General features: G+C 66.0%; 8 protein-coding genes and 5 pseudogenes. 6 read left to right on the forward strand and 7 right to left on the reverse strand.

Annotated features, from left to right (window positions below; all coding sequences use genetic code 11):
- Positions 1–698: 698 nt before the first annotated feature.
- The 3 genes and pseudogenes from FGX59_RS18260 to FGX59_RS18270 form a co-directional block, all read left to right on the forward strand.
- Positions 699–1521: pseudogene (locus FGX59_RS18260) on the forward strand (IS5 family transposase); the annotation flags it as partial.
- Between the two features lie 59 nt (positions 1522–1580).
- The gene (locus FGX59_RS38760; RefSeq protein WP_240722565.1) at positions 1581–1808 is read left to right on the forward strand and encodes a hypothetical protein; all 228 of its coding nucleotides are present in this window, start codon (positions 1581–1583) and stop codon (positions 1806–1808) included.
- Positions 1809–1831: 23 nt separating this feature from the next.
- A pseudogene (locus FGX59_RS18270) lies at positions 1832–1993 on the forward strand (IS5/IS1182 family transposase); the annotation flags it as partial.
- Positions 1994–2085: 92 nt separating this feature from the next.
- Here FGX59_RS18270 and FGX59_RS18275 read toward each other — a convergent pair.
- The 5 genes and pseudogenes from FGX59_RS18275 to FGX59_RS18295 all read right to left on the reverse strand — a co-directional run.
- On the reverse strand, positions 2086–3285 hold the full coding sequence (locus FGX59_RS18275; protein ID WP_206078382.1) for a Fic family protein: 1200 nt from the start codon (positions 3283–3285) through the stop codon (positions 2086–2088).
- A gap of 375 nt (positions 3286–3660) precedes the next feature.
- Positions 3661–4221, reverse strand: a complete 561-nt coding sequence (locus tag FGX59_RS18280; RefSeq protein WP_138468577.1) for a UPF0149 family protein — start codon at positions 4219–4221, stop codon at positions 3661–3663.
- A complete protein-coding gene (locus tag FGX59_RS18285; protein ID WP_138468646.1) occupies positions 4218–5810 on the reverse strand; it encodes an IS66 family transposase in 1593 nt (530 codons plus the stop codon). Before FGX59_RS18285 ends, FGX59_RS18280 begins: the two co-directional genes overlap by 4 nt.
- 48 nt (positions 5811–5858) lie before the next feature.
- Positions 5859–6191, reverse strand: a complete 333-nt coding sequence (gene tnpB, locus FGX59_RS18290; RefSeq protein WP_240722560.1) for an IS66 family insertion sequence element accessory protein TnpB — start codon at positions 6189–6191, stop codon at positions 5859–5861.
- Positions 6192–6479: 288 nt separating this feature from the next.
- Positions 6480–8166: pseudogene (locus FGX59_RS18295) on the reverse strand (ISL3 family transposase); the annotation flags it as partial.
- 174 nt (positions 8167–8340) lie between these two features.
- On the opposite strand from FGX59_RS18295, the pseudogene FGX59_RS18300 reads away from it, so the two are divergent.
- A pseudogene (locus FGX59_RS18300) lies at positions 8341–9451 on the forward strand (IS110 family transposase).
- A gap of 478 nt (positions 9452–9929) precedes the next feature.
- Here the strand turns inward: FGX59_RS18300 and FGX59_RS18305 are convergent.
- Complete coding sequence (locus tag FGX59_RS18305) at positions 9930–10550, reverse strand: hypothetical protein (RefSeq protein ID WP_138468578.1); 621 nt, start codon at positions 10548–10550, stop codon at positions 9930–9932.
- A 195-nt stretch (positions 10551–10745) separates the two neighbouring features.
- Between FGX59_RS18305 and FGX59_RS18310 the strand changes: the two genes are divergently transcribed.
- Positions 10746–10997, forward strand: a complete 252-nt coding sequence (locus FGX59_RS18310) for a type II toxin-antitoxin system RelE/ParE family toxin (RefSeq protein ID WP_138468579.1) — start codon at positions 10746–10748, stop codon at positions 10995–10997.
- A gap of 11 nt (positions 10998–11008) precedes the next feature.
- On the forward strand, positions 11009–11353 hold the full coding sequence (locus FGX59_RS18315; RefSeq protein ID WP_138468580.1) for a helix-turn-helix transcriptional regulator: 345 nt from the start codon (positions 11009–11011) through the stop codon (positions 11351–11353).
- A 360-nt stretch (positions 11354–11713) separates the two neighbouring features.
- On the opposite strand, the pseudogene FGX59_RS18320 reads toward FGX59_RS18315, so the two are convergent.
- A pseudogene (locus tag FGX59_RS18320) lies at positions 11714–12070 on the reverse strand (transposase); the annotation flags it as partial.
- Positions 12071–12250 lie beyond the last annotated feature (180 nt).

Genomic DNA, 12250 nt, shown 5'->3' on the forward strand with positions numbered 1-12250 from the left:
TCCGGCACCGAGGGCGCTGCCGGAAACAGGAGGAGCTCGAGGTTGTCGTCGGACAGCGCCTCCGGCAGCGGCCAGCCCAGCCCAGCCCAGCCCAGCCCAGCCCGGCCTTCCGGGCCCGCCCGATTTAGGCCCCGACAGTTCCTTTTCCCAGCCCGAGCGACGTGGCGATCGCCCGCTTGCTCAGCCCCTGGGCATGCTTCAGCCACCGTGCTGCAGACAGACGCCGAATACATGGCCGCACCCGACCAGACGCTTGAAGCCCACGAAACGTCCTTGCCACGCGGGAGCCATCCATACACGGTCTGAGCGCATCGCGAGCGGCGCGCATCGTCTGGGCCTTGATGAAGAGCGGAGAGACCTACCGGGCTCCGGCCATGGCGGCGTAAGGCCAGCCACCGGTCGTGAGACGTCGGAGCGGAGGAGGGCTAGGAGCAGCTTGGCGCAACGGTCGTGAGACAGGATCGGAAAACCAGGGCGCAACAGAGTGCCATCGAGCACGCGGCGTTGATTTGGAGCCGATCCGCGAACACCATGCGGGCCCGCGGCATGGAGAAGGCCGCACCATGAGGCCGGATGCATGTCAGCACCCGACACCGCGCCAAAATGCTCCGAAAACCCTCTTGCGCAAGGGGCGGTTATACATGTTGCGCAAATCCAGAAGGATTCATCTTGTGAATCCAGCATGGTAGCTGGGCAGCATGAGCAAACCTCCGAAGCCGACCTACAAGACGACCAACTGGACGAGCTACAATCAGGCGCTGAGGCAGCGCGGATCGCTGACCGTCTGGTTCGATCCTTCGATGCAATGGGAGGCCATCCCATCGGGGCGTCGCGGCCGTCAGCAAGACTATAGCGACGCGGCGATCTAGGCCTGCTTGACCCTCAAGGTCCTGCTCGGCCAGCCACTCCGGCAAACCACCGGTTTCGTGGCGAACCTGCTGGAGCTGTCCGGACTCAACTGGTCCGTGCCCGACTTCAGCACCCTGTCGCGTCGCCAGAAGACCTTGGACGTCACCATCCCCTATCGCGGTTCGAAAGGCGCGCTGAACCTGCTAATCGACAGTACAGGGATCAAGGTGGAAGGCGAAGGCGAGTGGCACACGCGCAAGCATGGTGGCTCGAAACGGCGCAGTCGCGCTGCCGCTCGGACCGGTGGCGCGGCCCGCTCATGGCGCAAGATCCACGTCGGGATCGACGAGCAAACATTGGAGATCCGCGCCGTCGAGGTCACCTCCGGCAATCTCGGCGACGCGCCGATGCTGCCCGACCTGCTCGCCCAGCTCCCGGCGGGCGAGGAGATCGCCACCGTTACCGCCGACGGCGCCTATGACACCCGCGGCTGCCATGACGCCATCGTGGCCCGCGGCGCGGCGGCGGTCATTCCGCCGAGACGAACCGCAGGGCCATGGAAGCCGGACACCGCCGGAGCCCGGGCACGCAACGAGATCCTGCGGGCGTCCAAGCACTTGGGCCGCAGGCCGGGCGCTCTGGCGGAACTGGAGCGGGTACCACCGGCGCAGCGTATTCATCCGGCGAGGGCCGCCTGACGGGGTTGGTGCTTCGGTGATAGGTCCGACCTTATGCGCGACCTTATGTTCGAACCCAAAATTGAAGTCCTGTCCGCTGCAGACGGCGTTCGCCGACGGCACTGGGACGACGCGGACAAGGTCCGAATTGTCGAGGAAAGCTTGCGCGGCCATCTGCCGGGATTGCGAGCGGATCTGCCTGACACCAAGGTCTCGCGCGTGCCTGAGCTGCTGCCCTGGAACTGGACGGCACAAAGCGCCCAATCACGCAAGGCCGCATGACCGCGGCCCTCGCCGGATGCTTACGGCGCAGCAGGGTGGAAACGAAAATGAACTGCGTGAAGCTGCTCGGGCAGCGGCTGATGTCACGGCATTTCGACCGCCAGGTGACGGAGGTCCAGATCCGGGTGGCGGTCCTGAACCGCTTCACGGCGCTCGGCATACCGGTGACGGTGGCTGTAGGATAAGTGTTTCCGGGGAAAGGGGGACTGCGGTCGCCAGCTGATTTGTCCAACAACGCCTCCACCCGAGGTACATCGCGCGCCCGTGAGGTGCGGTATCAGGCTTCAAAGAGGCGGGGGAAAAGCATCTCGTGCGTCTGACTGGGGAAGCGCAGTTGCAGTGGCGCGCGGGGCGTGGTGGACCCCAGCACCCCATCATCGGTGAGTTCCTTGATAACGGCGCGCGCGGTGCGCGGCGCCACGCCCAGGATGGCCGCTGCATCCCCGCGATCAACTTCTCCCCGAACGAGGACTGACCGCAACAGATCGGACGCGCCGGCACGGAAGTCGCGGCTCGTCGCATAGCGCGCCAGACGCTTGCCCATCACGTCAAATCCCAGAAGCTCGTCCATGAACTCCACCTGATCGAGACAGACCTTCAGGAACCAGTCGGTATAGGTGGTCAGTGCCGCAAGGGAGAGATTGCCTCGCCCGTCCCGATCGCCCTGCCGAACTCGGTCGGCCAGATGCATCATGGACTTGTACTCGTCGCGCCCGGGTATTCCTCTCTCCAGTCCGCGGGCGAGCCCCCGGGAGACCGACCAGAGGCCGCTGGCACCGATCCCGGCATGATGGGCCAGAGCATGGCTCATGAGCCGGCTGACGCGGCCGTTGCCATCGTAGAATGGATGGATGAAGTTGAGCCGGTGGTGGGCCGTGGCCACCGCGAGGATCCGGGCCGTCTGCCCGTGCAGCCAGTCAAGCCGGAAGCGCTCATGGAAGTGATCCATGAAGGCCGGCACCTTGTCATGGGGCGGAGGCACATGCTCGCCGATCTCCACGTCCCCGTCACGCCATTCTCCTGGCACCATGACCACCGGGTGCGCGCCTTCCCGGATCGTCAGGGCGGAGGCGTCGAGGTCCCGGTAGAATTCCGCGTGGAGCCAGCGGATGAAGTCGGGTCCGGTCGGGTCTCCGAGTGTGCCGGCCGCGGCCAGGGCATCGATCTGTGCCTGGATGCGGACGTGGGCGGCGCTTTCCTGTTGCAGGGCACGGCGCTTCGGGTCGGCATCGAAGGTGCCTGACAAGGCGCGCTCGATCTCCCGGGGACGGGTGTTGTTGCCCTCGATCCGGTTCGAGTAGTAGCTGTTCATCACCCGGATCATCGTGGCCACCTCGGTCAAGGTTTCGTCGGGCAGGTTTCGACCCAGCTTTGTGGTAGCGGACGCTAAAGCCAGGGCGGAGTCGGCCAGCTTGATCGGCAGATCCTCGATACGGGCAGGCTCGATTCGCGTAGGGGCGATGATAATCTCAGCCACGCCAGAACTCCATTTCGTGCCACTAAGTTGTTTATCTAAGTATCTGCGTTGTGAAGGCTTATTCAAGGTTATTGCAGTTTTATGCCACTAAGGTATGCCACTATTTCGTGCCACTCCGCCCGACCGCTAGACGTCCCAATGAAGCTTCCTGAGCCGGTTAAGGAGATGAACTACGGCCAGCCAGTGCTGTGGCGGCAGGGCCGCCTTCATAGCCCTGGGTCTGAAGCTCCTCGAAAATCCGGATCCGGGTCAGCCTCTCGCGCTTCGGGCGGCGGGAGTTCTCCTCGAGCAACCGGTCGAGGGCGTCGCGGAACGGATCGATCGTGAGCGTCACGAGCCGGCCGCTGTCGACCGGCCTTGACGGGCGGATCGCTCTCAGCGGAAGGACTTTGCCCTGCGCGGCATGAAGTGCGCGCGGATGGCGACGACAGCCCTGGCAACCTTCGCGACAGCGGCGGCATCAAGGTTGGCGCGGGGGTCGGCCATTTCTCTGATCGGTCCTATCAGGTCGCCCTCTGCTCCCTGCAATACCGGTTTCCAGAGCCTGGGCGCGAACTTCGTCCCGAGCAGGAAGCCACCTGCCCACAGGTAGGGCGCAGCCGCCGCATCGCCGTGCGCCACCAGCCGCGGGCGCCAGGTCCCGGGCGTGTCGCCCAGCCCCGAGGAGATCGCGTTGTAGGCCGCAACCAGGGACTGGACCGCCTTGGCCTCGGTCGTGTGCTCGGGCGCCATGAGGGCACCTTCGCCGACGAAGGACGGGATCCACTGGCGGGGATCGATGAAGTGCGGCCCGATGATGAGCGCGGTGAGGTATCCATCCAGGGTTTGCGGATCGGTGGCGGGCGGACTGGGGCGCTGCGCACGGAGGAAAGCGAAGAAGTCCTTCTCGTCGAGCATGAGCCGCTTCGGCGCACTGGTCGGGGTGGATGTGTTCATGCAGCCTGCGCCTCCAGAGTGTCGTTGGCCTTGGCCAGGCGTGCCGCCTTCCAGTTCCAGGGCAGAAGCTCATCGAGCCGGTTGATGGTGGTGCGCCCCGAGACGATGCGCTCGAGCACGTCGGAGAGCCGGGTCTCTGGGTCAATGTCGTTCATCTTGCAGGTGTTGACCAGCGAGGCCAAGACAGCCCAGCTCTCGCCGCCGCTGGCAGAGCCGGCGAAGAGTGCGTTCTTTCTCGTCAGGCACACCGGCTTGATGGCGCGCTCGACGATGTTGCTGTCCACCTCGATCCGACCGTCCTGCAGGAAGACAGTCAGTCCTTGCCAATGCTTCAAGGTATAGGCCGCGGCCTTGCCGATCGAGGACTGCGAAGCGACGGCGTCGCGGAACTCTGTCAGCTGCCGCTTCAGATCCTCCATCAGGGCCGCACTCTCCGCCTTGCGCACCGCCAGCCGTTCGGCATCGCTCAGGCCACGGATGCGCTTCTCCACCTCGTAGACCTTTGCAATCCGGCCCAGGACCTCGAGCGCCGCCCGCGACTGGGTCGTCTTGAACACGTCCGCGAACTTGCGCCGGGCATGGGCAAGGCAGAAGGCAAGCTCGAGCGGGGCGGCGTTGCTCTTGCGACGCTGCTTGGCCACGGTCTTGTAAGCGCCAAACCCATCTACTTGGAGAACGCCGGCAAAGCCGCCCAGGTGCGCCAGAAGATCCTGCGCGCCGCGTCCCTCGGTGTAGACATAGGCCACGGCTGGCGGTGCGGGGCCCCGCCAGTTCCGGTCGTCGACGGCATAGGCCCAGAGCTGGCTCACCTTGGTTCGGCCGCGGCCGGGGGCGAGCCGGGGCAAAGGTGTCTCGTCACAGAAGACCCGCGGCTGCGCCAGGATGAAGCGCAGCAGCCGCTCATGCAGGGGCTTGAGCCACCAGGCGGCGCGTGCGATCCAGCCGCTCAGCGTGCCGCGGTCAAGCTGGACGCCATGGTCGGCGAAGATCTGCGTCTGCCGGTACAGCGGCAGGTGCCATGCAAATTTGGCGGCCGCAACATGGGCCACCAGCGCCGTGCTGACCATGCCACCAGACATCACCCGGGCAGGTGCCGGCGCTTGAACGACGCGCTCCTGGCAGTGCCGGCAGGCATACTTCGGACGGATCGTGCGGATGACACGCAGCCGCGCGGGCACGACATCCAGCGCTTCGCTGACATCCTCGCCGATGCGCACCCGCAGGGCGCCACAGCAGGCATAGCCTGCGTCTTCGGGTTCGATGACGGCCTCGACGCGGGGCAGATGCCGCGGCAGTGCCCCCATGTTGCGTGCCGCCGCGCGCGGCGTGGCGGTCTTTGGCGCGTCCCGCACCTCTGGCGTCGTCGGAGCGTCATCATTTGCAGCTGCAGGCAAATCCGCCAGGTCCCCGAGATCTAGGGCAGTCTGCGTGGGATCAAGCGTCGCAAGCTTCTCGGTTTTGGCGCCGAAGATCATGATCCGCAGCAGGGTGGCATAGACGCGCAACTCTGCATTTTCGGCCTGAAGGGCCTTCACGAGCCGCGTCAAACCGGGCGCATCAGTTGGGATCAAAGTGCTGTCAGCCTGCATGGCGAACCATACCATGCAGGCGACAAAACTCAAACAAATACAGATAGTTCAGACAATATATACGGGCCTTTTGACAGCTGGGCGTCGAGCCTTCGTCCAATCCAGGCCGGCCAGGAGCAACCCGAACTCCTCGCGCGTCAGCACCATCGCGCCATCCCCGGGAGCAGGCCAGGCGAACCGGCGGCCCTCAAGCCACTTCGTGGCCAGAACCATGCCGCTGCCGTCCCAAAAGATCAGTCGCAACCTGTCCGCGCGGCGCGGTCGGAAGATGAAGGCGTCACCGCAATACGGGTCGGCTGCGAGCGCGCTGGCGACGATCGCCACCAGTCCGTTGATGCCGCGCCGGAAGTCGATCGGCGTCGTGGCGACGACGATCTTCACGCCAACTGTCGGCAGGATCATGATGCGCGCAACGCCGCGACGAGCGCAGTCACGACAACGGGGTCGACGGGCCCGGTCAGGACCATGCGGCCCCCGCCGATCTCGAGCTCGATCCGGCCGCAGGCCGTGCTGCCCGGCTCTTCCGGGCGCCGCGCCGCGGAAGGCAGCGGAGCTTCCGAAGCGGCAAGAGTGATCGGCACGAATTGAAGCGGCCCCTGCGGCGGGGTCACCGTACGGCGACCGCGCGCGCTGCCGCTGACGCCAGCTTCCCGCCGCCAGACAGTGAGCAGCCCGGCCGTACATTTGCCGCTTCAGCATCTTCAGGCGGTTGATTTGACCTTCTGTCTGGCCATTGGACCATGGCTCGGTCAGGGCCGCGGCCACCGCGTCGCAATCTTTCTGGAGGCCGCGGGCAAAGGCGCCCAGCATGCTGTCCTCGGCCTCTTCGAGCCAGGGAGCCAGCGCAGCTTCCTTGCCATTGCGGAATGAGCGCGGGTGCGCCATCGGTCCGCGCGAATGCGGCGAACCTGTCCGCCAGCGTCCTGGCGGTTGCCAAGGCCGGCAGCGCCGCCTCGACGCGGGCCACCGTAAGCGCGTCTTCCCGGTTCAGATGATCCCGGCCCAGTGTCAGCAGCCGCGCGATCTTGCGGGCGGGCGGCGCTTTTCCCGTCCCAGCGGAGAGCACCCGCCCTGCGCGGCGCTGACGAGTGGCCCATTCGCCGAGTTCAAGACGGTCTGCGAAGCAGGTCGATCGATCCGCGGGATCGATCGAAGTCGCAGAACACGGAGACTGCCGCGGAATCCGTCAGCACGCAGGCGGCGCCAGAGCTCGGCGCCGGGCCGCACAGCCACCTGACCATTCCCGTTCCAGCTTGGGCAGCCACGGCGTCAGGCTGCTCTCGCGGATGCGGAAGACATCTTCGCGCTCGCCGCGAAGGACCTGCCGGACGAGCTTCCGGCTGCGGCCGGTCTGGCGCATGATCTGCCGGTCAGGCCATGCCACTATCTGCGAGTTGCCGGACCAACTGGCTGGTTGGCCGGCGCCGCAGGAAGCCCTCGTATTGCAGTTTTTCCGCGGCGCTCAGCATCTTGGGGTCCAGCGTCAGGGCGTCGGCTGCCTTGCGGATCGCGGGCATGCTCTTCTTCACAGCCAGCAGGAAGGCTTCGCTCGCCTGCTGCGGGACTTTCGCCGCGCCACTGGCGCGACGGTTCCCTGCGCAGTCGGGCAGATGCCAGCGGTCCGCAACCCGTTGTCCGGCAGCGATTTGCGCGCAAACCGCGAGAGGATGGACCGCATCCGGCAAGGCCCGCGCCACCGCGCCCGCATAGCCACTATTGCGGTCGCGGGCGACGATCCCGATGCCGGGGTGATCCTTCAGCCAGGCTTCGACCGTTGCCGGTTCGCGGTCAGGCAGAAGGTCAATGACCCGGTGCCGTTCGAGGTCGCAGATCAGCGTTCCGTAGCGCTGCCCCTTCCGCCAGGCCCGGTCATCTATGCCGATCACCCGTGGCTCCGCCATGTCCCGGGTGCCATCGGCCGGGAGGCTGCGCAGGAAAGTGTCCCTGCTGACGCGGAGCAGGAGCCGCCCTCCCAGGGCCTGGGCGGGGCGGGGCGGCCGCCGAGGGCCAGGGCGAGATGCCGGACGAGGCCCCGCATCCGCGTTGTCCGCCGTCCCCAAGGACGAGCGGCCTCCGGACGGAGGCGTTCCGAGAAAATCGCCTGGGGGCATCGCTGCGCGCAACACCGGAAGCGCCGGACCGTGACGAGAACCCGGACTTCCAGCCCGTGCGCAGGCAGGTCGGCGAGCTGGCGGACGTAATGGCTGTGAACATGGTGGGATCTTCTCCCGCAGCACGGGCAGGCCGCCGAAACGGCGGCGGAGCGTGCGGAGATTTCGATGAGGCCGACACCGGCGGAGACTTTCTCCACGACAAGACCAGCTGGAAGCAGCGTTTTCATGCTCAATCGTTGCATCTCGCTTATCCTCCTGAACTTACTCAGAAAGATAGGGGCCGCGCATGCGCGGCCTGCATCAAAATCGAGATGCCGTAACGGGGCCTGCGTCCCGCGCCGCCCGCATGTTGCGCTTGCCCGCCAAGCGGGCGGCTGGCGACGCTCCCGTATCTGTTCTGGCAGGAGGAATGCGGAATGAAGCTGTTCATTGGCCTCGACGTCTCGTTTGCGAAGACGGCGGCCTGCATGCTCGACGAACACGGCAGGATCGTCAGGGAAGCGGAGATTGCCAGCGATCCGGAGGCGCTGGCGAAATTCGCGACGGAGCAGCCCGGCGAGATCGCCGTGATCGGCCTCGAGGCCGGACCGCTGTCGCAATGGCTGCATCGCGGGCTGGCCGATGCCGGCTTCGACGCGGTCCTCATGGAGACGCGCCAGGTCAAGGGCGCGCTGAAGGCGATGCCGATCAGTGAGGCGGAACACAGATCGGTCCGGGGGACCGATCTGCCGCCGAACCGACCGGCGGGACGCCGAGGGCATCGCCCGGCGGCTCGCATCTGGGCTGGTTCCGGCCGGTCCATTGCAAGTCCGTCTCGGCGCAGGAAGTCCGGGCGCTGCTCGCGGCGCGCGAGGCGGTCAAGAAGGGCATGATCAACCTGGAAATGTCGCTCCGCGGACTCCTGCGGAATTTCGGGCTGAAGGTCGGGACAATTTCCAGGGGCGGGTTCGAAGCCCGCATCCTGGAAATGGCCGGGGGAAATGCCATGCTGGAAGCCGCAACTGGCCCGATGCTGCGCGCCCGCGCCAGCCTGCGCCGGGAACTTGCGGGACTCGAGAGGCAGGTCCGGCAGCTCGCTCAGGACGACCCGGTCTGCGGCCTGCTGATGACCATGCCCCCTCTCGGCGATTGCAGGCAATCGCCTGCCGGGCAGCGGGGATCGGAGCGGTCGAGGCACTGACCTTCAAGTCGGCGGTCGACGACCCGGCGCGCTTCGCCTCCTCGAAGAAGGCCGGGCCCTGGGCCGGGCTCACGCCGTCCCGGCAGCAATCCGGCGAGCGCGACATCACCGGTGGCATCACCAAGGCGGGTGACACGGGCCTGCGCCGCGCGCTCTGCCAGGCGGCAACCGTCCTGCTGCACCGCGGCCGCGCGTCATGGCTGCGAACATGGGCGGCGCGGGTCGCGAAGCGCCGCGGCAACAAGCGCGCGATGGTGGCGCTCGCCCGCCGGATCGCGGTCGTTCTGCACCGCATGTGGCGCGACGGCACGGCCTTCCAGCCGGACTCGGCACCCGCGATGATCTGACCGGCCCGCCACTTCGCTTGCCGTCCGACGGGACGCGGGCCTCCGAGGTCCCATGGGGACGTAGTTCCGGCGATGCCGTGGCTCTGACTGTTGCCGCCTTCGAAGGCGAGCCCGAAATTGAGATGGGCACGCCGGAATTGCATCGAACCAGCATCATGTTGGCAGCCGCCGCGCTGACCACGGACCGAAGCATGCACCCAGGGAAACCCCAGCAGCGAGGCCACGCGCACCAGTGACGGACGGCAACCTGATCTACCGAAACACCGCTCTGGCGGATCAGGCCGCTTGGCCGAAAACGCTTGACGGAGACGGCCCCGTTACCGAAGTCAGAGCCCCCTTTCGGCGCCTATCGCCCGGATGCCGGGGGACTTTTGCATGCTGAGTCACAACTGGCTCTTTCTGCCGGAGCGGCAGGCCGAACAGAAGCACCTCTCACTGCGCATCGCCGCCGGATCGGCTGGGGCAGGGCCTGTCCAGTTCAGGCGGGCGGACGGCGGGTGAGCTCCTCCCAGTCCCGATCGAGACGCCAGCGCTTCCGGGCCCATTTCGCGGCGGATCGTTCCAGCTTTTTGCGCTGTTCCCAGAGCCTGAGCGACATTGCGGCGACCACATGGGCCTTGCCCACACTGATCGCATGTGTTCCGCTTGCATGGAAAAGTTCGCGGACTGGCTCGGCGCCCACGACATCGGCCGAGATCTCGCGCCGGATCCGGCCGATTGCTTCGAAATCGCTATCGAGCACCGGGTGAGTTGGCTCCAGGATTTCGGGAGGATAGTCGTCTTCGTAGATTTTTTGCATCCTCAGTGCGCCGACGAGGAACAGAGGCGCATAGGCGTTTTCGCTGCACGGTGCCCGCTGGATGCGTTCGGGGCCGGAACCGATATGCTCGAGCTGACGGGCCTTTTCCCTGTCCGCAAGGCAGGCGGTGCACAGTTGGAGCGTCTTCGGAAGGTCCTTCCAATCGCCGATCCAGATGTAATCGTCCTGGAGCGCCAGCTGGCGCCGCACCTCGACCTGGTTCGTGTAAATCAGGCCATTTCCGAAGAAGCTGGCACTCCCGCCGCAATCCGCGCATCCGAGGAAAAGTTCAGGCTTCATGTGTTCACCTTTCTGCCTTGGACAGAAGAGGCCAGGAAGGGGCTTCAGACCAGCCGGAAACTGCCGCTGCCGGCGAGGGCAGGCGTAAATTCCGCGTGATGCTGCGACTCGACGGGCTGAGAGAGATACTGCGTCTATGTAGCTTTAGGCGACATTTTGCTTGACTGGATATTACGTGTCGCCTAAAGCTACACCATGAGGCAGATCAGCTACACGAAATCCGCGATCCGGATATTGCGGAAAATGCCTGCGAATACCGCTGCGCTGATCCGCTCGAAGATCGAGGCCTATGCCGCGGACCCGGCGTCGCAGGCAAACAACGTCAAGTCCCTCAAGGGGCGGAGCGGCATCCGTCTGCGGGTCGGAAACTGGCGGGTGATCATGGATGACGGCGGCAATGTCCTCGCCGTCCTCGAGATCGGGCCGCGCGGCGGCATCTACGAGTGAAAGGGCACGACATGAACGAGATGGTGACCATTCCCCGCGAAGAGTACGACCGGCTGCGGGCCGCGGCGGAGGACCTTGCCGATCTGCAGGCCCATGACCGTGCGATGTCCGGCCTTGCCGCGGGCGAGGAGGAGCTGATCCCCGCGGACTTCGCCAACCGCCTGCTGAACGGCGAAAGCCCGCTGCGTGTCTATCGCGATCTCCGGGGCCTGACCCAGGCCGAGCTTGCCGCCAATGCCGGGGTGGGCCGGGTGACGGTCGCCGAAATCGAGACCGGCCGCAAGCAGGGCTCTGCCGGAACCCTCCACGCCCTGGCCGGGGCACTCGGGATCACGGTGGATGACCTGTTGGCATAGGGGAGGGGACCGGACCCAGTCGTCCGGAGGAAAATGGAATGGCAATCTCGGGGAATGCGATCTGCACCCGGTTCGATGGAAAGGCGCTGGCCGCAGGCAGGGAGGAGGCGAGGCGGGCTCTCGTGCTCGGTCTTCGCCACCGCGTAGAAGCTGCCGCGCAGCGCCTGGTGGAACAGCGTGCCGCTCCCCGCATGGGCGGCGCGGCGGTGCTCGGCGAGGCGCTTGGCCAAGCTGCGGCTGGTGAGGCGGGTATAGACGAGGCCGGTTCCGGCATGGGCCGCCCAGGGCAGGACCGGATCCGCGCCAAGCCGCATTTGCGCGATGGGCATCGGGGCGCCGCTGGGATAGAGATGATGGCTATGCAGCATCCTTTTTGCGCTGCGGCTGGACCAGGATATCGAGAACGTCGCCGTTCGCATCCACCGCACGCCACAGCCAATCGGCCTTGCCGTTCATCCGGATGACGACCTCGTCGAGATGCCACTTGTCCGCAGGAGCCGGACGGCCCCGCCGGATGCTTGCGGCAAATTGATGGCCAAAGCGGCCAACCCGGCCGCGCATCGTCTCATGGGGAACCGTGACGCCGCGCTCAGCCGGGAGATTCTCGTGGTCGCGCAGGCTCAGGGCGAAGCGGTGATACGCCCACACGGCATAGCCGATGACGTTTCGCGGGAAGCGGAAGCCTTTGATCCGGGACAAGTCTTCGACGTTGAGCATGAAATCAGGCTACCGCCATCTGGAGCGCTCGGCAACTTGAGAGTGCCGCGGCGGTTCCCTTCCCGGTCCCTGGCGGAACGGCCGGACCTGGCGCAAGCTGCAGTCAAATGCCGCATTTGCGCCAAGTCATTTATGAACATTCTGATATGAGAGAGTGTTTCGCCGGATCCGCCGCAGAAG

It is taken from the genome of Poseidonocella sp. HB161398 (assembly GCF_005870025.1).
Taxonomy (GTDB): domain Bacteria; phylum Pseudomonadota; class Alphaproteobacteria; order Rhodobacterales; family Rhodobacteraceae; genus Mangrovicoccus.